The following is a 21017-nucleotide window of genomic DNA, read 5'->3' as shown; positions in this document are numbered from 1 at the left end:
CGCAGTGACTCAATTGGCCCACTGGCCGCGCATCCACGCCTCGCTGTAAGCGGTCCAAGCCGCAGCTCCCTGATTCAGCGCGCTGACCAGGCAGACGCCGGCCACACCGGTTCGCGCCACTCGCTCGGCCTGTGCGGTCGATAGAACCCCGCCGATGCCCAGCACCGGCGTTCCGGCCATGCGAGTCCACCATCGCAGCTGGCTCAGACCTTGCGGCAGCCAGGGCATGTCCTTGGTCGTGGTGGGCCAGACCGGGCCGCAGGCGATATAGCTGGGCGCCAGGCCGCGCGCGCGCGCCAGCTCCCAAAGGCTGTGGCTGGAGATGCCCAGCTTCAGGCCGCAGACCTCGCGCTCGCGCAGCAACAGGCTGCGTTCCTCATCGCGCAGCGCTGCCCAGTCCTGCTGCCCCAGGTGAAGAGCCATCGCCCCTTCCTCCAGGGCTAGGCGCCAGTGGTCGTTGATCCAGAGCTGGCTGCCGCACCCCGCGTCTCGCAAGGCGGCGCGTATCGCCATGCGAAGATCCTGGCCGACTTGGGCCTCGGCTTTGACCCGCAACTGGATCTGCGGGAAGAGCCCCGCGCCGGCGAGCTCGGCCACGCGAGCGGCGTCGTCGGTGATCGCGTAGAGTCCACAGCGAAAGTCTGCCTTGACCTCGCCGCGCAATACCCGGCCCCAGCGGATCAGCGTTGCCGCATCCAGTGGCTCAGCGCCGAAGCTCATCACCGGCATCGCTTGTGGCTCGGCGATGAAGGCCGGCCCCGGCCGCAGCGGACCAGCCCCGGCGCCGGCGGCATGGCCGTCGCGCAGCGCGGTCCAGCTCAGCATCTTGGCCAGCACCGTCGCGTCTGGCAGTGGGAAGCCGCGTGCCATCGCGGCGGCAGCGGCAGTGGCGAAGCTGCAGCCGCTGCCATGGTGATGGCGCGTGGCCACGCGGGGCAGCGCCAGCCAGCCGGTCGTGCGGCCGAGCTCGGGCTGCCAGGGGCTGAGTATGCCGTCCCACCAGTCAAGCGCAAGCTCAGCGGCGTCGTCCCCACCGGTGATGCAGACGGCCAGTGAACCCAACTGCCGTAGCGCTGCGGCCATGGCCGGCACGTCGTCCGTCAGTCCGGTCAGTCCGGTCAGGCGAGCGGCCTCGCGGCGATTTGGTGTTACCAGGCTCGCGCGGGGCAGTAGCCACTCCCGGTAGGCGGCTATCAGCGCCTCATCGGCAAAGTAGGCGCCCCCGGCGGTGGAGCACAGCACCGGATCGACGACCAAGCCAACGAAGCCGCGTTCACGCCGCAGCGCATCGACCATCTCGGCCACCGAGCGCACCGCAGCGACGCTGGCCAGCAGACCCGTCTTGATGACGCGCGGCGGCATGTCGGTGGCCAGCGAGCTGAGCTGGGCCTGCAACTGCTCGCCGGGCAGCGGGAATACGGCCTGCACTCCGACCGAGTTCTGTGCGGTAATTGCCGCGACCACCGGGCAAAGATGCACGCCCAGCGCTGCCGCTGCGCGCGTGTCGGCCGACAGGCCGGCACCGCCGCCGCTGTCGGTGCCAGCCACGCTCCAGACCACCGGCGGGGTCGGGTCTTGCGTCCAGGGCGGTGCGCGGTCGGAGCCGGGGTCTCTGGCTTGGACCCAGGGCGAGGGCAGGCTGGGATGGGGATGGATTACTTCGTTCATGGTGCTCAGCTCAGCAGGAAGGCATGGCCGCTGACCGGCGTGCTGGCCACTGCGAATTCCTGCGGCGCCATCAGCCCGGCGAGCCGGGCTTGGCGGCCCGCGCGCACCGCATCGCGGAAGGCCTTGGCCATCGCCACCGGGTCGCGTGCCTGGGCCACCGCGCTGTTTAGCAGCACGGCATCGAAGCCCAGCTCCAGCGCCCGCGCGGCCTGGGAGGGCGCGCCGAGGCCGGCATCGATGATCAGCAGCGCCTCGGGCAGGCGCTCGCGCAGCGTGCGCAGGCCCTGCAGATTCGTCAGCCCCTGGCCCGAACCGATAGGCGCGGCCCAGGGCATCAGCACGGCGCAACCGACGTCTAGCAGGCGCCGGCCCAGGATCAGGTCCTCGGTGCAGTAGGGGAAGACGGTGAAGCCCGCGCGCACCAGCTCGTTGGCGGCCGCGAGCAGCTCGAAGGGGTCAGGCTGCAGGCTCAGCTCGTCGCCGACCACCTCCAACTTGATCCAGTGCGTGCCGTAGAGCTCGCGCGCCATCTGCGCCAGCTGCACCGCCTCGCGTGCCGTGCGGCAGCCGGCGGTGTTTGGCAGCAACCGCACGCTCTGGGCTCGGGCACTCTCCAGGGCCTGCGCGAGCGCGCCGTTGTCGCCCGACTGAAGGGTGCGCTTGAGCCCCACGGTCAGCAGCGAGGTGCCGCTGGCGAGTATCGCGTCCTGCAGGACCTGTGGGCTGGGGTAGCCGGCGGTGCCGAGGAAGAGCCGGCTGTGCAGTGCAACGCCGTCAATGATCAGTCCATCATCCATATCAGCCTCCGACAATGGGTTTGAAGAGCAGGATCCGGTCACCGTCGCGCAGCACCGTGCCAGGTCTTGCTTCGCGGGCGACAAACTCGCCATTGCGGGCGGTGGCCACGCTCTCGGGCGTGCGCTGCTGCCGGGCCAGCAGCTCTGCCAGCGTGCTGCCGGGCGGCAGCTGCAGCGCTTGTTCGTCCAGATGGATGGTGATCATGGGGTGGATTCCAGGGAAGCGAGACCGCTCTGGCCGAGCAGGCGCTGTACCAGGGCGGGCGCCAGCAGCCAGCCGTGGCGGTACAGGCCGTTCAGTCGCAGCAGGCCGGGCTCGTGATGGCTGTGCGGCAGGTTGTCGGGCAGGGCGGGGCGCAGATGACGGTCCAGCCGGCCGATTCGGGCCTCGGCCAGCGCCGGCAGTACGCTATGAGCGGCCGCCATCAGCTCCACTGCGCTGCGCAGGCTGACCGGGCTACGGTCCTCGCTTTCGATCTCGCTGGCACCCAGCAGTAGCTCATGCCCGCTGCGCGGCACCAGATATACGCGGTGACGCGGGTGCAGCAGGCGGAGCGGACGAAGGAGGCCGTGGCCCGGCAAGTCCAGCGCCACCACCTCGCCGCGTACGCCGCGCAGGCTCGGCAAGTCTGGCCTGCCACCCAGGCCGCGCGCGTCGATGGCCCAGTCGGTGTGGGCATGCCGGCCGTCGTCCAACTCCAGGCGGCCAGGTTCGACAGCTCTCACTGTCTGCTGCCAATGCCAGGCAACGCCGGGCGCCTGGGCATGCAGAGCCGCCATCGCTTCGATGGGGTGAATCAGGCCTTCGCCGGGCAGCAGCCAGGCACACAGCCCCGGCGCGAGCGCCGGCTCAAGCGCGCGCAGCTGATCCGAGCTCAGATCTTGAGCGCCGGGCATGCGGGCCAGCGCCCGCGCCGCCGCGCCCCGGTCGCTGCGATGGGCGAGCAGCAGGCTGCCCTGCATCCTGAAGCCTACCGCCGTTTTGAATTGGCCAACGACGCTGGGCCACAGGGCGAGGCTTTGCCAGCCCAGGGTGGCGATCGCTTCCCCCCCGCATTCCTGCTCAGCCAGCGGGCTCAACATGCCGGCGGCGGTGAAGGCGGCCGCGCCCTGCGCGTCGAAACGGGGTTCGGGGCCGAGCGCGGGGTCGAAGACCTCGACGCGGTGCCCCGCCCGCGCCAGCGCCCAGGCGAACAGGCGGCCGGCCAGGCCGGCGCCGGCGATGGCGATGCGTGCCATCGGTTCAGGACTCAGACTTGATGGGGATGTAGAGCTCGCTGCCCTGGGCTTTGAACTCTGCGCTCTTGGCCTTCATGCCTTCGCTGTATTCCCGCACCTCCTGCGTGATCTTCATCGAGCAGAACTTGGGTCCGCACATCGAGCAAAAGTGTGCGACCTTGGCACTGTCCTTGGGCAGGGTCTCGTCATGGAACTCGCGGGCGGTGTCGGGGTCCAGGCCGAGGTTGAACTGGTCGGTCCAGCGGAACTCGAAGCGGGCCTTGGACAGCGCGTCGTCGCGCGCGCGCGCGCCAGGGTGGCCCTTGGCGATATCGGCTGCGTGTGCAGCGATCTTGTAGGCCATCAGGCCTGCCTTCACATCGTCGCGGTCGGGCAGACCCAGATGCTCCTTGGGCGTGACGTAGCAGAGCATCGCGCAGCCGAACCAGCCGATCATCGCGGCGCCGATGCCGCTTGTGATGTGGTCATAGCCCGGCGCGATGTCGGTGGTCAGCGGGCCTAGCGTGTAGAAGGGTGCCTCGTCGCAGTGTTTGAGCTGCTCGGCCATGTTCGCCTGGATCAGGTGCATGGGCACATGGCCGGGGCCCTCGATCATGGTCTGCACATCATGCTTCCAGGCGATCTTGGTCAGCTCGCCCAAGGTACGCAGCTCGGCGAACTGGGCCTCGTCGTTGGCGTCTGACAGCGAGCCGGGTCGCAGCCCGTCGCCCAGCGAGAAGCTGACGTCGTAGGCCTTCATGATTTCGCATATCTCCTCGAAATGCGTGTAGAGGAAGTTCTCCTGGTGATGCGCGATGCACCACTTGGCCAGAATGGAGCCGCCGCGCGAGACGATACCGGTGCGGCGCTTGACCGTCATCGGGATGAAGGGCAGGCGCACGCCGGCATGGATGGTGAAGTAGTCGACGCCCTGCTCGGCCTGCTCGATCAAGGTGTCGCGGAACAACGCCCATGTCAGTTCTTCGGCCACGCCGCCAACCTTCTCCAGCGCCTGGTAGATGGGCACGGTGCCGATGGGCACGGCGCTGTTGCGTACGATCCAGTCGCGCGTCGTGTGGATGTTTCGGCCCGTAGAGAGGTCCATGACCGTGTCGGCGCCCCAGCGCGTGGCCCAGACCATCTTCTCGACCTCCTCCTCGATGGACGAGGTGACGGCCGAGTTGCCGATATTGGCGTTGACCTTGACCAGGAAGTTGCGGCCGATGGCCATCGGCTCCAGCTCGGTGTGGTTGATGTTGGCCGGGATGATGGCGCGGCCACGGGCGATCTCCTCGCGCACGAACTCGGGCGTGATCACATCAGGAATGCTGGCACCGAAGGCATGGCCTTTCAGTCGGGTCTCGCGCTCGGCGTCCGCGTCGTACTCGCGCATCCATTCATGGCGCTGGTTCTCGCGGATCGCGACGAACTCCATCTCCGGCGTGACAATGCCGCGTCGGGCGTAGTGCAGCTGCGTGACGTTGTGGCTGGCACCGATGCCGCCTTTGGCGCGGCGCGGTGTTCGCTGCAGGCCGGCGCTGATCTCATGCAGCTTGAGCTGCTGGGCCTGGTCGCGCAAGCCGTCGTCGATCAGCTGAATGCGGCGGCCCTCGTAGGCCTCGGTGTCCTGTCTTGCCTCGACCCAGGCGGCGCGTGGCGTGGGCAGGCCGCGCCGCACATCGATGGCGGCGGCAGGGTCGGTGTAGGGGCCGGAGGGGTCGTAGACCGTGATGGTCTCGCCGTTCGTCAGGGCAATCGCGCGCATCGGCACGCGCAGGTCGGGATGGCGCTCGCCGGCCAGATAGATCTTGGTCGACGCGGGCAGGGGTTCGCGGCTCAGCGCAATGCTCTGATCCAGCGTGGTCGGTTCGGTTATGCGGTTCATGACTGTCTCCAGGTGAACCCCGGAGACTGGTCTTGGAACGGCTGGGGACGGGCGCACGAAACGGGCAGGGCTCGCGCCCAGGGCATGGGGAGGCGAGCAGGCTCTTCTTACGCCGGTACAAACCGGATCAAGTTCAGCGGGACCATGGCTTCCACCACATCTCAGCCCGACGCTGCATCAAGAATATTTTCTCGATGCAGCGCAACAGGGCACCCCGGAGCAGGCGCGCAGTATAGGGTCAGGTGTGAACAGTTTGGCAATAGTCGGTGCAAACCCGGGGCCTGTTCCGGGGGGCTTGCTGCCTACACTTCGGGCGCTTGACGCACATGCGGCGATCCAGAAGACCTGCCGCGGTGTCCACACCAGACCAGGGAGGGATGGATGAAGATCAGCTTGCCGCATCACAGGACCGGCGTGTTTGCCGGGCTCGCCATGGCATTGACCCTGAGCGGCGGCCTCGGCTTGGCGCAGGATCTCGGCGATCTCGAGGCCAAGGCCAAGCTCAGTGCGGCCGAGCGCGCCAAGCGTGATGCCGACAAGGTCTACCAGTGGATACGTTTCCATGCTGACAAGGCGCCGCCCAAGACCAGAGCGGCGCCGTCTGCCGAGGCGGCGGTGCCGATACGGCCGTCAGCGAGCCAGGCGCCGCCCGCTGTAAAGCCAGCGCCTTCAGAGCCGGCGCGGCTGGTGCTGGCTCAGTCTCACGCAGAGCCCATGATTGGGCCCGAGCAACCGCTCGTGGCTGCCGCGCCTGCAGCGGCGCCCGAGCCAATCACGCAGGCGGTGGCACTCGCGCCGCAGGCCGCCACCAGCCCGGTCGCTCCTAGCCCGGCGGTCGCGGCGCTGGCGGCGGCGGCGCCCGATCCCGAGCCGCCGGAAGAGCCGCTGCGGCTTATCGAACGGGTCGAGCCAGAGTACCCGGCGGTGCTACTGCGCGGTCGTGGCACCGGCTCGGTGCTGGTGCAGTTCCAGGTTCAGCCCGATGGGTCGGTGCAGGCACCCGAGGTGCTGAAGTCCAGCAATCAGCGTCTGGTCGCCAGCGTGCTGGCGGCAGTGGCGCGCTGGCGCTTCGCGCCGATCAACAAGACCCGGGTGGCCACGGTGGAGATTGGTTTCCGGCCACCGGAGTGATGCAATATCACTGGCCCGGGCAGGCCGACAGCGCCGTGGCCATCGACTCGATAAAGACCCGGGTGCGTAGCGGCATCAGCCGACGTCCGGGAAAGACCGCCCAGCAGGCGGCCGGCGCGAGCTCCCAGTCTGGCAGCACGCGCACCAGCTCGCCGCGGCTGACATAGGGTTGGGCGAAGTGGTCGCCCACGGCCGTGATGCCGACTCCGGCACAGGCCAGGCGCAGCAGCATATCGGGCGCGTTGACCAGGCTGCGCTTGTCGGGCACGCCTTGCCACGCCTGACCCTCGCTGCCACGACGCAGGCTCCAGGGCATGGGCTCGCCGGAGCGCGACAGAATCATAAGTCCATGCATGCTGCCCAGGGCCTCGGGCAGCTGCGGTTCTCCATGCAGGCGCAGATAGCTGGGGGCGGCATACAGGCTGTTCGTGAACAGGGCTAGACGGCGCGCGGCGAGTTGGCTGTCTTCGGGCAGATCGCCCATACGCACTGCCAGATCGAAGCCCTCGGCGATCAGATCAACCCGCCGAGGCGACAGGTCCAGCTCGAGCGACACCTCCGGATACTCCAGGGCAAAGGCGCACAGCATCGGCGCCAGTGCTTGGTGGGCGAAGTCGGCCGGCATCGAGACCCGCAGCCGCCCGGTCGGGCGCTGCTGCCGGTGCAGGGCCAGCGACAGCGCGCCGTCCACCTCGGCGGCCACCGCCCGGGCATGTTCCAGCACCCCTTGGCCGAATTCGGTCAGTGTCAGGCGGCGGGTGCTGCGCTGCAATAGCTTCTCGCCCAGCCGTTCTTCGAGTGCCGCTAGGCGGCGCGAGACGGTGGATTTGGGCAGCTTGACCCGCTCGGCGGCCCGGCTGAAGGAGCCGGCATCGGCCACGCGGGCAAACAGTAGCAAGTCGTCGGCGTCCAGGCTCATTCGGGGTTGATTGTCTCGTTGATGGAACGATCTTATCCAGACTACCGTCTTCTGTCTCGCGGGTCTGCCCAATACATTGGAGTCATCGTCAAGACGACGACGCAACCCTCTACCGGAGCACCACCATGAACGTTCTGCAAATCAACTCCAGCGCCCGTCGTGTCCAGGACGGCCAGGGCTCTTTCTCCACCCGCCTGGCCAGCGAATTGGTCGAGGCACTGAAGGCCCAGCATCCCGGCGCCAGTGTCACCGTGCGCGACTTGGGGCTGAACCCAACCCCGGTGATGGACGAGGCCGCACTGGGCGCGCTGTTCACGCCGGCCGATGCGCGCAGCGCCGAGCAGAATGCCCGCGTGGCCGAGAACGATGCGCTGATCAACGAATTGCAAGCCCAGAACGTGGTCGTCATCGGTGCGCCGATGATCAACTTCGGCATTCCGACACAGCTGAAGAACTGGATCGACGCGGTGGCCCGCGCCGGCACCACCTTCCGCTACACGGCCAACGGCCCCGAAGGCCTGGTTAAGGGCAAGAAGGTCTATGTGGTGCTGGCCCGCGGCGGCGTCTACCGCGACCAGCCCAGCGACACGATGGTGCCCTATCTCAAGACCGTGCTGGGCTTCCTGGGCATGACCGATGTCAGCTTCATCTATGCCGAAGGCCTGGCGATGGGCCCCGATGCGGAAGCCGCCGCGGTGGCGGGGGCCCGTGCGCAGATCGCCGAGCTGCTCAACCCGGCTACGGTCTAATTCACTTTCTTTCCCTATCGACAAGGAGCAACGACCATGAGCACCACCACCCTGACATCGCAGCTGACCCAGCCGCGCGCGGTGGAGCGCCTGGTCGCCGGCCAGGCGACCAGCGACGGCGCCGGGGTCAAGCTGACCCGCGTGCTGACCAACACCTTGCAGCGCCGCCTGGACCCCTTTTTGATGCTCGATGCCTTTGGCTCGGATCAGGCCGATGACTACATCGCCGGCTTTCCCGACCATCCGCATCGCGGTTTCGAAACCGTCAGCTACATGCTTGAAGGCCGGATGCGGCACCGCGACTCGGCTGGCAATGAGGGCTTGATCGAGGGCGGTGGTGTGCAGTGGATGACCGCCGGACGTGGCGTGATTCATAGCGAGCTGCCCGAGCAGCAGGAAGGCCGGATGGAAGGCTTCCAACTGTGGCTGAATCTGCCGGCCAAGGACAAGCTGCGCGACCCCTGGTACCGCGATATCCCGAGCGCTGAGATCCCGGAGTTCGAACGGGACGGCGTCAAGGTGCGCGTGATCGCCGGCGAGAGCCATGGCGTCAAAGGTGCGGTGCAGCGCGAGCACACCGAGCCGCTGTACCTGGACCTGCACCTGGAGCCCGGTGCGAGCTTCGAGCAGTTGCTGCCCGAGACGCATAACGCCTTTGTCTATGTCTATCGTGGCGCGCTGCGTTTCGAGACCGGCTGCACGGTGCCGCCGCAGCGCATGGCGATACTGGCCAACACGCCGGGCAGCGATGGGGTGCGGCTGAGCGCCGGCGATGAGCCGACCCGCGCCATCTTGATTGCCGGCAAGCCGCTGGACGAACCGATCGCGCAGTACGGCCCCTTCGTGATGAACACGCAGGCGGAGCTGATGCAGGCGGTGCGTGACTTCCAGACGGGGAAGTTGGCCTGAGTGTGCCATCGCTGCGGCGGGCCGGGTATAGACTGGTGGTTTCCGGCCTGGCCGCAGTGAGGGCAGTCGTCCATGAGCGAAACCGCTGTTCTTGTCATCGATGTGCAGCGCGGGCTGTTCGAGCCCGAGCCGCGGCCCTTTGAGGCCGATGCGGTGGTGGCGCGCATCAATGCGTTGACCGCCCGGGCACATCAGCAAGGCGTGCCGGTGGCCTTCATCCAGCATGAGACGGCCGAGGGCTTGCTTGCGTTTCATTCGGACAGCTGGCTGCTGGAGTCGAAGCTGAATATCGGCGTCGGCGATGCGCTCTTGCGCAAGACCACGCCGGATTCCTTTTTGCGCACCGGCTTGGCGGACTGGCTGGCCAGGCATGGCAGCCGGCGCGTCGTGCTGTGCGGCTATGCCAGCGAGTTTTGCGTGGACACGACCGCGCGCCGCGCCGCCGCGCTGGGTTTCGAGGTCGTGCTGGCGGCCGATGCGCACACGACGCACGACAAATCGCATGCCAGCGCGGCCTCCATTCGCGAGCACCACAATGCCACGCTTTCCGAGATCAGCAGCTTCGGCCCGCGCATCAGCGCCGAGCCGAGTGCGCAGATCGATCTCGACCCTTGAGATCAGGGCGCGCGCAGCGCCGGCACGTCGGGCGCCAGCAGGCGCGCGCCGTCATAGCCCCTGACCTCTCCAAAGCCCAGGCCGGCGTTCCAGTCGGCCGCGAAACGGCGGATCTCGTCGGGGCTGCGACCGACAAAGTTCCACCACAACAGCAGCGGCTCCGGGAAGGGCGGGCCGCCCAGCAGCAGCAGCCGCGCGGCCGCCGCGCTGCGCAGCAACAGCCGGGTCTGGCCGGGTGCGAGATACAGCAGCTCGCCGGGTTGCAGTGAGGCGGTTTCGCCGTTGTCCAGCTGAAGCGTCAGCTCGCCCTCCAGAGCCATCAGTCCATATTCGAAATGGGCCTGCACCTGCAGCTCAGTCACAGCCGCCGCGACGCAGGCCAGGTCCATGCCCAGCAGCTCGGTATCGCTGGGCACCGGCGAGCGCGCGCCGTCATGGCTGCCGACCAGCAGCGTGCCCGCGAAGCCACCCAGGCTCAACTGCGGCAGCTCGGCGAAGTGTTCGAAGCGCGGGGGGGTAAATCGGCTGTGCTCCGGCAAAGCAATCCAAAGCTGGGCCAGTTGGAGCCTATCGGTCAGCGATTCCTCCGAGTGGCAGATTCCGCGCCCGGCCGTCATCAGATTGACCTGGCCGGCGCGCAAGACCTGCTCGCTGCCCAGCGAGTCGCGGTGCAGGATCTCGCCCTCTATCATCCAACTGAAGGTCTGCAGCCCGGTGTGCGGATGCGGGCCGACCCGCATGCCCCGGCCCGGCGCCAGCGTGGCCGGGCCGGCATGGTCCATGAAGCACCAGGCGCCGACGGTGCGGCGGCCCACAACCGGCAAGGCGCGGCTGATCGGCAGGCCGCCGACCTCGCCTTGTTTTGCGGTGAAACGTTCAATCAAGGCCATCAAAGGCTCCTTTGGTCACAGCGCGATCATGCCTCAGACAGACCGTCGAGAATGGGGCAGTCGGGCCGCTCGTCGCCGTGGCAGCAACTGGCCAAGGCTTCCAGACTGCGCTTCATCGCTGTCATCTCGGCCAGGCGGCGATCCAGGTCGGCCACATGTGCCAGTGCGATACGCTTGACCTCGCTGCTGGCGCGCCCTCGGTTTTGCCAGAGCTTGAGCAGCTCGGTGATCTCGGCGATCGAGAATCCCAGGTCGCGGGCGCGGCGGATGAAGCGCAGCGTGTGCACCTCCTTGTCCGAATAGAGCCGGTAGCCGGCTTCGGTGCGCGCGACCTGAGGCAGCAGGCCCAGCGACTCGTAATGCCGCAGCATCTTGGCCGAGACGCCCGAGCGCGCGGCCGCCTCACCGATATTGAAGAGCGTGCTCATGTTGCAACTCCCTTCCAGCGTTTCAGCAGCAGCGCATTGCCCAGCACTGAGACGCTGGACAGCGCCATCGCCGCGCCGGCAATCACCGGGTTCAAATAGCCCAGCGCCGCCAGCGGGATGCCGACGACGTTGTATGCAAAGGCCCAGAACAGGTTCTGCCGGATCTTGGCGTAAGTGCGCTTGGAGATATCGATCGCATCGGCGACCAGGGCCGGATTGCCGCGCATCAGGGTGATGCCGGCCGCCGCCATTGCAACCTCGGTACCAGTGGCCATCGCCATGCCGACATCGGCTGCCGCCAGCGCCGGCGCATCGTTGATGCCGTCACCGACCATTGCGACATGCCGGCCATCGACCTTCAGTTGCGCGATGATGCGGGCCTTGTCCTCGGGCAGCAGCTCGGCGCGCACCTCGTCAATGCCCAGGGTCTTGGCCACCGCCTTGGCGCTGCCGGCGTTGTCGCCACTGAGCAGCAGGGTTCGTATGCCCAGCGCCTGCAGGCGCTGCACGGCGATGGCTGCCTGGGGCTTCAATGCATCGCCGAAGGCTAGCAGGCCGATCAGTCGCGGTTGCTCGCCGATCATCGCCAGCCAGGACACGGTGCGGCCCTCGGCCTGCAAGGCGGCGGCACGGGCCTGCTGCGGGCGCAGGTCTACGCCCAGCTCCTGCATCCAGCGCCCGCTGCCTAAGGCCAGGTCTTGCTGCTCGACGCGCGCCTGGACACCGCGCCCGGCGACCGCGCGCAGGTTTTCACTGGCGGGCAGAGCAAGGTCTTGCGCCGCAACCCTCACCGCGTGCGCCAGCGGGTGCTCGCTGCCCGCCTGCAGCGCAGCGGCCAGGCGCAGCAGCTCCGGCGCTCCCTCGGCCGCGATCAGCTGCGGCCGGCCCTCGGTCAGGGTGCCGGTCTTGTCCAGCGCCACCAGCTGCAGCCGGTGCGCCTGTTCCAGCGCCTGCGCGTCCTTGATCAGGATGCCGTGGGTGGCGGCGACACCGGTGCCTGCCATGATGGCGGCCGGTGTGGCCAATCCCAGCGCGCAGGGGCAGGCGATCACCAGCACCGCGACCGCATTGAGCCAGGCCTGTTCCCAGTCGCCGATAACGAGTCCCCAGCCCAGCAGTGTGATCAGCGCGATCACCAGCACCACAGGTACAAAGATCGCGCTGACCTGGTCGACCAGGCGCTGGATAGGCGCCTTGTGGCCTTGCGCGTCTTCGACCATGCGTGCAATGCGGGCCAACGTCGATTCGGCGCCCAGTGCGGTGCAGCGCAGGCGTAGCAGGCCCTCGCCGTTGACGCTGCCGCCGGTCAGCCGCGCGCCGGGCTGCTTGGAGACCGGCAGGCTTTCGCCGGTGATCAGCGATTCGTCGACCTGGCTGCGGCCCTCCAGCAGCTCGCCGTCGACTGGGATGCGCTCACCCGGCCGCACGATCAGCTCGTCGCCCAGGCTCAGTGCGGCCAGCGGCAACTCTTGCTCGCGGTCATCTCGAATGACGCGGGCAGTCTGTGGCTGCAGCGCCTGCAGTGCGCGGATTGCCGCCGTGGTCTGGCGCTTGGCGCGCGCTTCCAGCCACTTCCCCAGGAGCACCAAGGTGATCACCACGGAGGAGGACTCAAAATACAGCGCATGGGCCGAGGCGCCGTCCAGCAGCTGATACAGGCTCAGGCCGAATGCCGCGCTTGTGCCCAGCGCCACCAGCAGGTCCATATTGCCGCTGCCGGCCCGTGCGGCGGCCCAACCGGCCTTGTAGAAGCGCGCACCCAGCCAGAACTGCACCGGTGCGCTCAGCAGCAGTTGCAGCCAGCCATCCAGCATCCAGTGCCGGCCCACCAGCATGCCCAGCATCGGCACGACCAGCGGGGCGGAGAGCAGCGCCGCGATCAGCACTGGCCAGCCGCTTTGCGCCCAGGCCGGCCGTACCTCGCCCGCGGCATCCTCTTTCAACGCCGCGCTGTAGCCGGCCTTGGCGACGGCCTGCAGCAGCGCATCGGTCGACTGGCCGGTCAGCAGGCGCACGCTGGCGGTCTCGGTGGCTAGGTTGACCTCGGCGCTCAGTACGCCTGGCTGCTTGCGCAAGGCCTTCTCGACCCGCCCGACGCAGGAGGCGCAGGTCATGCCGCTGATCGCCAAGGTCAAATCTTGTGCCCGCAGACCGTAGCCGGCCTTCTCGATGGCCGTGCGCAGCGCGTCCAACCTGGCTGGGCCGGCGACGGTCGCGGCCTCGCTGGCCAGGTTGACGTCAGCCTTGCTGACGCCTGCAACCGCGCGCAGGGCTTTCTCGACACGGCCGACGCAGGATGCGCAGGTCATGCCGCTGATGGGCAGAGTGGTGATGGGAGGGGTGGTGATGGTGTTCATGAGGGCAGTCTGGAGCTTGCCATTATGGGAAGGTCAAGCTCCCAATCGGTGTTGACCTTGCCACGATGGCAGACTTTATGCTGCCAACATCCCTCATCCACAGGAGCACAAGCACCATGTACCAATTCCATCTGCCCGATATGACTTGCGGCCATTGCGTCGCCACAGTCACCGAAACCGTCAAGGCGCTGGATGCCGCAGCGACGCTGGACTTTGAACGCGAGGCCCGGCGTGTGCGCATCAGTAGCGAGCTGGGCCGCGAGGTGCTGGTCCGGGCGCTCAGCGAAGCGGGCTACACGCCGGCCACCGAAGCCGGCTAAGGCCCTGGACTTTGGCGGCCGGTCGCCGCCACAATCGGCCAGGACCATCAGGGAGCGGCTCATGGACAGCGCGACCGTCAACCCGCACTACCTCGACCATGTGATGGTTAGCGCTGGCCGCGGTGCTGTTGAGGCCAGCGAGGATATCGTCAGCGGCAGCGGCCAGAAGCTGCTGGCTAAGGGCGCGAAGCTGGACGAGGCGACGCGTGAGCGTCTACTTCAGCACAAGCTGGCGAAGCCGCTGGAGGACTGCCTGCTGGTTGAGGGAGGCTTGGCGTCGGATCGCTTTGGCCCTGTCGCTGCGGCCCTGCTGGACGACTACCCGCTGCTGCTCGCCTTGTGCGGTGGTGAGCCGGCGGTGCCGCTGGCGCTGACCCGGTTGCGCCTGAGTGCCCCGCTGCAATCGCTTCTGAGCGTTTATGCCGACTGCGGCGCAGATCGGCTGCGCCATGCGGTGGGCGTGGCCCTGATGGCGCGGGCGCTGGCGCGGCGTCTACTCGGTGGCGATATCGAGGCTCAGCGCCGGCTCGCGCTGGCCGGCCTGGTGCACGATGTGGGCGATCTCTATATCGACCCCATCTACCTGCGCAGCGACACGCCGCTGCAGGCTGAGCAGTGGAAGCACATCGTCACCCATCCGCTGGTCGGCCAGCGGGTGTTGCACCGCATGGACGGCGCGGGGCCGGCGCTGGCGGAGCTCGTGCTTAGCCACCACGAGCGGCTCGATGGTTTTGGTTACCCGCGCGGGTTGGCCGGCGAACAGTTCGGCATCGAGGCCCAGGTCTTGGCGGCGGCCGAGTGGCTGATGGGCTTGCTGGAGAGCGGGTCCAGCATAGTGGCCCATGCCAGCGTGGCGACGCGCCTGATCCCGGGCGAGTTCGGCCCGGCACTGCTGGAGACCTTGCGCGCCGCCGGCCGAGCCAGCGATGCCAGCGGTCATCTGGCCGATGAGCATCGCAGCCTTGAGGCGGCCTTGCCGCAGGCGCTGCGTGTGTCGGAGCTGCTGCAGCGCTTTCGCGAGATCCGGCCGCAGCTGCGCGAGCGGCTGAGCGAGGGCTCGTCCGAGCTACGCAGCATGCTGGCCCTGTGCGGGCAACGCATCGACCAGCTGCAGCAGTCCTTCAGCAGTGCGGGCCTGGACCTGCACGGGCCCGAGCATGTGCTGCGCCTGCTGGCGCGCAGCGATCCCGAGGTGCAGCAGGAGGTGCTGGCCCTGGTGCGCGAATTCGCCTGGCGCTTGCGCGAGCTGGAGCGTGCCTCGCTGATGCGGGCCGGTCTGATGGGCCCCGAGGATCTGACCTTGGTGCAGGCCTTGATCGAGGCGGTGCGCGGCGCGGCGCTGCAGCCCGCCGAAACCTGAAGCCCTGGCTCAAGACCTGCGCGAGCGCGCGCCGCCGGAGCCAAGCTGGCGCAGCTGCAGCGCGGGTTCGCCGGCATAGGCCACACCGCCCGAGGCATAAGGCCGCAGTAGCAGCTCTCTGCGCCACTGCTGCTGACCCGCCCATCCGGCGCCATGCCTCGCCCCGAACCCTGCAGGCAGGCCTGCCAATGCTGCGCGCGCAGGCGCTCGATATGCAGATCGCTGGGTCCCGCTACCTTGGTCTCGGCGCGTCCGCCGACCTCGAATGGAGCTTCATCGACGTTCCTCGCTTCATGATGGCGGCTACTGTGGTGCCATTGCGATGGAGCATCGATGAAGAGAGCGGCCCGCTCGATCAGGCCTTCTTTAGCAGCGCGGTGTCGATCGGCAGGCTGCGGATGCGCTTGCCGGTGGCCGCGAAGATCGCATTGGCCAGGGCCGGCGCGATCGGCGGCGTGCCGGGTTCGCCGATGCCGCCTGGCGCTTCCTGGCTGGGCAGAATATGCACTTCCACCTTCGGCATTTCGCTCAGGCGCAGCACCGGGTAGTCGTGGAAATTGCCCTGCTCGACCCGGCCGTCCTTGTGCGTGATCTTGCCGTACAGCGCGGCCGACAGGCCATAGACAATGCCGCCCTCGATCTGGCGCGCGATGGTCAGCGGATTGACGGTCTGGCCGCAATCGACGGCCGCGACCACGCGGTGCACCTTGGGCGTGCCATCTTCGGCCACCGAGATCTCGGCCACCTCGGCGACATAGCTGCCGAAGCTCTCGGCCACCGCGATGCCGCGAAAGCGCCCTTTGGCCAACGGCTTGCCCCAGCCGGCCTTGGCGGCCGCCGCTTCAAGCACGGCCTTGTGGCGTGGCTTCTTGGCCAGCAGGGCCAGGCGGAATTGCAGCGGGTCGGTCTTGGCCGCGGCGGCCATCTCGTCGACAAAGCTCTCGATGAAGAAGGCGTTTTGCGAATGGCCCACCGAGCGCCAGAACCAGACCTGCGGGCCGGGTTCGGCGCGGCCGTAGGCGATGCGCTGGTTCGGGATGTCATAGGGCTGGTCGGCCAGACCCTCGACCGCCATTGCGTCGACGCCGCTCTCCGGAATCTTCATGAAGCCCGAGGCCGCCATGATGGACGGGCTGCCGATGTCGGCGCGCAGTGCGGTGGCCTGGCCCTTATCGTCCAGCGCAGCCTCAAAACGCACCAGCGAGGCCGGGCGGTAGTAGCCAGCCGCCATATCGTCCTCGCGGGTGTAGATCAGCTTAACCGGCCGGCCGCTGGTCTTGGACAGTAGCACCGCGTCGATGGCGAAGTCGGGTGCGAAGCGGCGGCCGAAGCCCCCGCCCAGCAGCAGGGTGTTGACCTTGACCTTGGCCGGTGTGGCCTGGGCCACCTGGCCGAGGATGCCCTGCGCCGGGCCCTGGCTCTGCGTTCCGGCCCAGATCGTGACCTCGTCCCCCTTGACCCAGGCCAGGCAGTTCAGCGGCTCCATACAGGCATGGGCCAGATAAGGCACCTCGTAGCTCGCGCGCAGCGTTTTGTCGGAGGTGGCGATCGCATCCTTGAGATTGCCTTGGTCGACCGCCACCGCCTCGGCATTGTCGGCCGCGCTGGCCAGCATCGCGCTGACCTTGGCGCTGGACAGGTCGGCATGCGTGCCCAGTTCCCACTGAACCTCCAGTGCATCGCGCCCCTGCTTGGCAGCCCAGTAGCCATCGGCCAACACCGCGACGCCGCTGGGTATCGTGATGACTTGCTGCACACCCTTGATCCCGCGGGCCTTCGCCTCGCTGAAGCTCTTCGGATTGGCGCCAGCGATCGGCGCGCGCGCCATCACTGCGACCAGCATGCCCTCGACCTGGGCATCGATGCCGAACTTGGCGCTGCCGTTGACCTTGGCCGGCGTGTCCAGGCGGCGCGTCGGCTTGCCCAAGATCTTGAAATCCTTGCTGGCTTTCAGGGTCGGCTTGGCTGGCACCGACTGCTGTGCGGCGGCTTCCACCAACGCTCCGTAGGCCAGCCTCTTGCCGCCGGCGCCGATCACATGGCCGCCCTCGGTGCGCAGGCTGGCTGGCTCGACCTTCCACTGCGCAGCGGCGGCGGCCACCAGCATCTCGCGCGCGGCCGCACCGGCCTGACGCACCGGCAGCCAGTGGGCGCGCACTGTGGTGCTGCCGCCGGTGGCCTGCATGCCGAACATCGGGTTGTTGTAGGCCTGGTCGACCGGGGCCTGCTCGACGCCGACTTGCTTCCAGTCGGCGTCCAGTTCCTCGGCCACCATCATGGGTATCGCGGTCAACACGCCCTGGCCCATCTCGGCCGAGCCACAGATCACGGTGATCTTATTGTCGGGGGTGATGCGCAGCCAGGCATTGGGCGCAAAGGTATTGGAGGCCTGGGCGCGGGCGCCCTGCAGCGGCAACGCAAAACCCAGGCTCAGAACGGCACTTGACTGGAGGAATTGGCGGCGGTTGGTGCTCGTCATGATCAGCCTCCCTTAGCCAGCGAGCCGGCGGCGTCATGTATGGCCGCGCGGATCTGGTTGTAGGTGCCGCAGCGGCAGAGGTTGCCGCTCATCGCGCTGTCGATGTCGGCATCGCTGGGCTTTTTCTTGGCGGCCAGCAGCGCGCAGGCGCTCATGATCTGGCCGCTCTGGCAGTAGCCGCATTGCGGCACATCGATTTTGACCCAGGCGGCCTGCACGGCTTTGCCGGTCTTGCTGGCTGAGATGCCTTCGATGGTGGTGACCTTCTTGCCGGCGGCGGCCGAGACCGGGGTCGAGCAGGAGCGGATCGGCTGGCCGTCCAGGTGCACGGTGCAGGCGCCGCACAGCGCCATGCCGCAGCCGAACTTGGTGCCGGTCAGCTGCAGGTCTTCGCGCAGCGCCCACAGCAGGGGCTCATTGGGGTCGGCGTCGAGCGAAACGGGCTTGCCGTTGACGGTGAACTTGATCATCGGGTGTTCCTCTTGCGGGGAATGAAGGGCTGGAGGTGGCGGCGAGCCTACACCGTTTGCGCCGCGCTTGCACGCTCGCGCCTCAGCCCGGACCCAGCGCTGTCAGCACCGGCGTCAGCGCTGCTTCAACGCGTGCCTGGGCGGCATCCATCAGGGCTGCCTCGTCGCCAGGCAAGACCTGACCCAAGGCCCGGGCGGCGCGGGCCAGTTCGTCGGCATCCAGCGCCTGGGCCAGCTCGGCCAGATCGGCCACCAGATGCTGGCACTGCTGCAGATTACTGCCGGCCCGGGCCAGAGCCCAGCTGCTGCGCCACGCGCCGAGGAAGACCCGCGCATGGCTCAGGCGCCGCTCGTCCAGTGACCCGAGCCACTGTGCTTCGACCATCCCCGCCAGGCGCGCCCCGGGAGGCGGCTGCTCGGCCGGCCGGCCATGGCGCGCCAGGGCTTGCAGCAGCTCTGCCTGGCTGATCGGCTTGGTCAGATGGTCGTCGCAGCCGGCTTCTAGACTGCGCAGCGCGTCGCTGCCGAATGCATGAGCCGTCAGCGCGATCACCGGCGTGCGCGGCCAGCCATGCTCGGCCTCCAGTCGGCGCAGCTCGCGGGTCGCGCTGTGGCCGTCCATGCCGGGCATCTGCACATCCATCAGTACCAGATCGAAGGCCTGCTCGCGCAGGCGCTGCAGGCCCAGCGCACCGTTCTCGGCCAGCGTGATGTGGTGGCCATGGGGCTGCAACATGGCCTCGATCACCATCACATTGACCTCGTTGTCCTCGCACAGCAGGATGTGCTGGGGCGGGACCTCCGTCAGTGGCGAGGTGGTGGTTGACGCCGCGCTGGGCTCGGGCGGCTCGACGGCCGGCAGCGGCAGCGCGATGAAGAAGGCCGAGCCCTGGCCAGGCTCGCTGTCGAGCCAGATGCGCCCGCCCATCATCTGCACCAGGCTGCGGCTGATCGACAGCCCCAGGCCGGTGCCACCGAAAAAGCGCGTGACGCTGCCATCGGCCTGCGAGAAGGGCTGGAAGATCAGCTCGTGCTTGCTCGGCGCGATGCCGATGCCGGTGTCGCGCACCTCGATCACCAGCAGCCCGTCAGGCTCGCGACGCGCGCTGACTGTGATGCCGCCCTCGCGGGTGAACTTGATCGCATTGCCGATCAGGTTCAGCAGAATCTGGGCAAGCCGTTTGGAATCGCCCTGAACCCAGCCCTCGGCGCTGGCATCGAAGTCCAGCGCCAGCGTCAGGCCCTGAGCAGCCGCACGGTGCTGCACCATGGCCAGCGTCTGCCCGACCAGCTCGCGAAGGCTGAAGCGACCGGACTCCAGGCTAAGGCGGCCGGCCTCGATCTTGGAGATGTCCAGCAGGTCGTTGATCAGCTCGAACAATGCTTGTCCTGAGGAGCGGAACACATCGACATAGCGGCGCTGCTCGGGGTTGAGTTCGGTCTTGGCCAGCAGCTCGGCCATTCCCAGCACCGCATTCATCGGTGTGCGGATCTCGTGGCTGACATTGGCCAAGAACTGGCTCTTGGCCTGGTTGGCCGCCTCGGCGACCTGGCGCTCGTACTGCAGCCTGCGGTTCTGCTCCTGCTCCCAGCGCAGCTGGGCCAGGCCAGTCAGCACGATGCCCAGACCGAGTACGGTCAGCGGTCCCAGCAAGGGGGTCAGGACTTGCCGCTCTAGCGACAAGGCCGCCGCACCTGCCAGCAACAGCAGCGCGCCGGCCGCAGCCAGCGCATGGCGGCTCAGCAGCGGCCGGCCGCTGCCGGCGGTCCACAGCGCCGGCAGCGTAGCCATCAGCCACAGCAGGCCTTGCCAAGGCACCGGCGCGGGACGCAGCCAGGTTTCTGGACGCGCCATCGCGGCATAGCTGGCGGCCTGCAGCTGGGTGCCCGAGAGCTGGCCCTGCGGCGTGAGCACCGCGTCAGCGAAGAAGGCGCTGCTACCGATGAAGACGCTGCGCCCCTGTAGGCGCTGGCGCAGCACGGCGTCGTCGCGAGCGCCCAGCGCCGCCTCCATTAGCTCGTTCCAACCGAGCCGGGGCAGGGTGTCGGGCTGCGCCGGCAGGCGCAGGCGCAGTCGGCCCTGCTCGTCCAGTGTCCAGCTCAGCGCCCCGACGCTCAGGCGCCGCTGCGCCGCGTCCAGCTCCCAGCGCTCGCTGCCCTGCTGGCGCAGATGGGCGGCCAGCGGCAGCGAGGGCAGCAACCGGCCCTCGGCCGTGTGCAGCAGCGGCAGGCGGCGCAAGCGACCGTCGGCGTCCAGCGGCGCCGTTATCACGCCGACATGTCGCGGCTGCAGGCTGTCGCTCGGCAAGGTCAGGGCCGGCCAGGCGATGGCCGGCGTGGACGGCTCTAGTGGCACCGACAGGCGCGCCAGCAGCGAGCTCTCCGATCGGTCGATCTCTACAGCCTGCTGCAGCCCGGCGGCCGCCAGCACGGTGTCGGATCGCTCGCTCAGCGCGCGCGCAAACTCGGGATCGCCTGGCCGGCTGCCGCCGAAGACGATGTCGAACACGATGATCTTGGCGCCGGCCTCGCGCAGCCAGTCCAGCGCCAGAGCATAGACCTCGCGCGAGTAGGGCCAGCCACCCAGGCGCGGCTGCAGCGCCCGCAGCGAGGCGTCGTCGATATCGACCAGCAGCACCTGCTCGTCAATCGGTTCGGGCGCGCTCAGGCGCAGTTGCAGATCGTCTAGCGGATCGGCCAGCTGGCGATAGCCGGTGCCCAGGCAAAGCAGGGCCGCCAGCGGCAGGCCCAGCAGCGGCCAGGCGGCCAGGCCCGGTCGGAGCAGGCGTGTGCGCTGGCCGGTCATGGTCAGGCTGCCCTCG

General features: G+C 68.3%; 18 protein-coding genes and 1 riboswitch. Of the genes, 6 read left to right on the top strand and 12 right to left on the bottom strand.

The features are described 5' to 3' along the window. Nucleotides 1-9: 9 nt before the first annotated feature. From OOZ63_RS06855 to thiC, 5 genes are read right to left on the bottom strand one after another with little or no spacing between them, the layout of a single operon-like run. On the bottom strand, nucleotides 10-1668 hold the full coding sequence (locus OOZ63_RS06855; RefSeq protein WP_266004678.1) for a bifunctional hydroxymethylpyrimidine kinase/phosphomethylpyrimidine kinase: 1659 nt from the start codon (nucleotides 1666-1668) through the stop codon (nucleotides 10-12). 5 nt (nucleotides 1669-1673) lie between these two features. Further along, complete coding sequence (locus tag OOZ63_RS06850) at nucleotides 1674-2465, bottom strand: thiazole synthase (RefSeq protein WP_266004677.1); 792 nt, start codon at nucleotides 2463-2465, stop codon at nucleotides 1674-1676. 1 nt (nucleotide 2466) lies between these two features. Then, a complete protein-coding gene (thiS, locus tag OOZ63_RS06845) occupies nucleotides 2467-2670 on the bottom strand; it encodes a sulfur carrier protein ThiS (protein ID WP_266004676.1) in 204 nt (67 codons plus the stop codon). Further along, nucleotides 2667-3704, bottom strand: coding sequence for an FAD-dependent oxidoreductase (locus OOZ63_RS06840; RefSeq protein ID WP_266004675.1), 1038 nt, complete (start codon nucleotides 3702-3704; stop codon nucleotides 2667-2669). Before OOZ63_RS06840 ends, thiS begins: the two co-directional genes overlap by 4 nt. Nucleotides 3705-3708: 4 nt before the next feature. Beyond that, nucleotides 3709-5568: a phosphomethylpyrimidine synthase ThiC gene (gene thiC, locus OOZ63_RS06835; RefSeq protein WP_266004674.1), complete on the bottom strand. Its 1860-nt coding sequence runs from the start codon at nucleotides 5566-5568 to the stop codon at nucleotides 3709-3711. A gap of 87 nt (nucleotides 5569-5655) precedes the next feature. Then, nucleotides 5656-5795: riboswitch (TPP riboswitch) on the bottom strand. Nucleotides 5796-5949: 154 nt separating this feature from the next. Between thiC and OOZ63_RS06830 the strand changes: the two genes are divergently transcribed. After that, on the top strand, nucleotides 5950-6699 hold the full coding sequence (locus tag OOZ63_RS06830) for an energy transducer TonB (protein WP_266004673.1): 750 nt from the start codon (nucleotides 5950-5952) through the stop codon (nucleotides 6697-6699). Nucleotides 6700-6706: 7 nt separating this feature from the next. On the opposite strand, the gene OOZ63_RS06825 is transcribed toward OOZ63_RS06830, so the two are convergent. After that, nucleotides 6707-7618, bottom strand: coding sequence for a LysR family transcriptional regulator (locus tag OOZ63_RS06825; protein ID WP_266004672.1), 912 nt, complete (start codon nucleotides 7616-7618; stop codon nucleotides 6707-6709). 125 nt (nucleotides 7619-7743) lie between these two features. Here OOZ63_RS06825 and OOZ63_RS06820 point away from each other — a divergent pair, with 125 nt between their 5' ends. The 3 genes from OOZ63_RS06820 to OOZ63_RS06810 all read left to right on the top strand — a co-directional run bounded on the left by OOZ63_RS06820 (nucleotide 7744) and on the right by OOZ63_RS06810 (nucleotide 9891). Next, nucleotides 7744-8367 carry an FMN-dependent NADH-azoreductase gene (locus tag OOZ63_RS06820; RefSeq protein ID WP_266004671.1) on the top strand — a complete coding sequence of 208 codons (624 nt, stop codon included), beginning with the start codon at nucleotides 7744-7746 and terminating at the stop codon, nucleotides 8365-8367. Nucleotides 8368-8403: 36 nt separating this feature from the next. Continuing rightward, complete coding sequence (locus OOZ63_RS06815; protein WP_266004670.1) at nucleotides 8404-9276, top strand: pirin family protein; 873 nt, start codon at nucleotides 8404-8406, stop codon at nucleotides 9274-9276. A gap of 72 nt (nucleotides 9277-9348) precedes the next feature. Further along, entirely contained in the window at nucleotides 9349-9891 is a 543-nt protein-coding gene (locus tag OOZ63_RS06810; protein ID WP_266004669.1) for a cysteine hydrolase family protein, read from the top strand. Nucleotides 9892-9893: 2 nt separating this feature from the next. On the opposite strand, the gene OOZ63_RS06805 is transcribed toward OOZ63_RS06810, so the two are convergent. From OOZ63_RS06805 to OOZ63_RS06795, 3 genes are read right to left on the bottom strand one after another with little or no spacing between them, the layout of a single operon-like run. Next, entirely contained in the window at nucleotides 9894-10781 is an 888-nt protein-coding gene (locus OOZ63_RS06805) for a pirin family protein (protein ID WP_266004668.1), read from the bottom strand. 26 nt (nucleotides 10782-10807) lie between these two features. Beyond that, nucleotides 10808-11209, bottom strand: a complete 402-nt coding sequence (gene cueR / locus OOZ63_RS06800) for a Cu(I)-responsive transcriptional regulator (protein WP_266004667.1) — start codon at nucleotides 11207-11209, stop codon at nucleotides 10808-10810. Next, nucleotides 11206-13566 carry a heavy metal translocating P-type ATPase gene (locus OOZ63_RS06795; protein WP_266004666.1) on the bottom strand — a complete coding sequence of 787 codons (2361 nt, stop codon included), beginning with the start codon at nucleotides 13564-13566 and terminating at the stop codon, nucleotides 11206-11208. The genes cueR and OOZ63_RS06795 overlap by 4 nt, the downstream gene beginning before the upstream one ends. A gap of 116 nt (nucleotides 13567-13682) precedes the next feature. Here OOZ63_RS06795 and OOZ63_RS06790 point away from each other — a divergent pair, with 116 nt between their 5' ends. Together OOZ63_RS06790 and OOZ63_RS06785 are read left to right on the top strand one after the other, a co-directional pair. Continuing rightward, nucleotides 13683-13886, top strand: coding sequence for a heavy-metal-associated domain-containing protein (locus OOZ63_RS06790; protein ID WP_266004665.1), 204 nt, complete (start codon nucleotides 13683-13685; stop codon nucleotides 13884-13886). 61 nt (nucleotides 13887-13947) lie between these two features. Then, nucleotides 13948-15246: an HD-GYP domain-containing protein gene (locus OOZ63_RS06785; RefSeq protein ID WP_266004664.1), complete on the top strand. Its 1299-nt coding sequence runs from the start codon at nucleotides 13948-13950 to the stop codon at nucleotides 15244-15246. A 355-nt stretch (nucleotides 15247-15601) separates the two neighbouring features. Here OOZ63_RS06785 and OOZ63_RS06780 read toward each other — a convergent pair whose 3' ends face one another. From OOZ63_RS06780 to OOZ63_RS06770, 3 genes are all read right to left on the bottom strand, one after another. Then, nucleotides 15602-17725 (bottom strand): xanthine dehydrogenase family protein molybdopterin-binding subunit, encoded by a 2124-nt coding sequence (locus OOZ63_RS06780; RefSeq protein WP_266004663.1) that lies wholly within the window; start codon nucleotides 17723-17725, stop codon nucleotides 15602-15604. A 2-nt stretch (nucleotides 17726-17727) separates the two neighbouring features. Then, entirely contained in the window at nucleotides 17728-18195 is a 468-nt protein-coding gene (locus OOZ63_RS06775; RefSeq protein WP_266004662.1) for a (2Fe-2S)-binding protein, read from the bottom strand. An 82-nt stretch (nucleotides 18196-18277) separates the two neighbouring features. Beyond that, entirely contained in the window at nucleotides 18278-21001 is a 2724-nt protein-coding gene (locus OOZ63_RS06770; protein WP_266004661.1) for a CHASE2 domain-containing protein, read from the bottom strand. Between the last annotated feature and the right edge of the window lie 16 nt (nucleotides 21002-21017).

It is taken from the genome of Paucibacter sp. PLA-PC-4 (assembly GCF_026241155.1).
GTDB lineage: Bacteria > Pseudomonadota > Gammaproteobacteria > Burkholderiales > Burkholderiaceae_C > Roseateles_E.
Note: the sequence above shows the minus strand (reverse complement) of the source record. Positions and strands in the feature narration are given on the sequence as shown.

What these genes read in the sequence shown, in the direction of transcription:
- OOZ63_RS06850 (WP_266004677.1), bottom strand. Translation starts at nt 2,465, where the DNA reads ATGGATGATGGACTGATCATTGACGGCGTTGCACTGCACAGCCGGCTC.
- OOZ63_RS06790 (WP_266004665.1), top strand. Translation starts at nt 13,683, where the DNA reads ATGTACCAATTCCATCTGCCCGATATGACTTGCGGCCATTGCGTCGCC.
- OOZ63_RS06795 (WP_266004666.1), bottom strand. Translation starts at nt 13,566, where the DNA reads ATGAACACCATCACCACCCCTCCCATCACCACTCTGCCCATCAGCGGC.
- OOZ63_RS06785 (WP_266004664.1), top strand. Translation starts at nt 13,948, where the DNA reads ATGGACAGCGCGACCGTCAACCCGCACTACCTCGACCATGTGATGGTT.
- OOZ63_RS06855 (WP_266004678.1), bottom strand. Translation starts at nt 1,668, where the DNA reads ATGAACGAAGTAATCCATCCCCATCCCAGCCTGCCCTCGCCCTGGGTC.
- OOZ63_RS06805 (WP_266004668.1), bottom strand. Translation starts at nt 10,781, where the DNA reads ATGGCCTTGATTGAACGTTTCACCGCAAAACAAGGCGAGGTCGGCGGC.
- OOZ63_RS06840 (WP_266004675.1), bottom strand. Translation starts at nt 3,704, where the DNA reads ATGGCACGCATCGCCATCGCCGGCGCCGGCCTGGCCGGCCGCCTGTTC.
- thiC (WP_266004674.1), bottom strand. Translation starts at nt 5,568, where the DNA reads ATGAACCGCATAACCGAACCGACCACGCTGGATCAGAGCATTGCGCTG.
- OOZ63_RS06825 (WP_266004672.1), bottom strand. Translation starts at nt 7,618, where the DNA reads ATGAGCCTGGACGCCGACGACTTGCTACTGTTTGCCCGCGTGGCCGAT.
- OOZ63_RS06830 (WP_266004673.1), top strand. Translation starts at nt 5,950, where the DNA reads ATGAAGATCAGCTTGCCGCATCACAGGACCGGCGTGTTTGCCGGGCTC.
- OOZ63_RS06815 (WP_266004670.1), top strand. Translation starts at nt 8,404, where the DNA reads ATGAGCACCACCACCCTGACATCGCAGCTGACCCAGCCGCGCGCGGTG.
- OOZ63_RS06820 (WP_266004671.1), top strand. Translation starts at nt 7,744, where the DNA reads ATGAACGTTCTGCAAATCAACTCCAGCGCCCGTCGTGTCCAGGACGGC.
- OOZ63_RS06810 (WP_266004669.1), top strand. Translation starts at nt 9,349, where the DNA reads ATGAGCGAAACCGCTGTTCTTGTCATCGATGTGCAGCGCGGGCTGTTC.
- OOZ63_RS06775 (WP_266004662.1), bottom strand. Translation starts at nt 18,195, where the DNA reads ATGATCAAGTTCACCGTCAACGGCAAGCCCGTTTCGCTCGACGCCGAC.
- thiS (WP_266004676.1), bottom strand. Translation starts at nt 2,670, where the DNA reads ATGATCACCATCCATCTGGACGAACAAGCGCTGCAGCTGCCGCCCGGC.
- cueR (WP_266004667.1), bottom strand. Translation starts at nt 11,209, where the DNA reads ATGAGCACGCTCTTCAATATCGGTGAGGCGGCCGCGCGCTCGGGCGTC.
- OOZ63_RS06780 (WP_266004663.1), bottom strand. Translation starts at nt 17,725, where the DNA reads ATGACGAGCACCAACCGCCGCCAATTCCTCCAGTCAAGTGCCGTTCTG.
- OOZ63_RS06770 (WP_266004661.1), bottom strand. Translation starts at nt 21,001, where the DNA reads ATGACCGGCCAGCGCACACGCCTGCTCCGACCGGGCCTGGCCGCCTGG.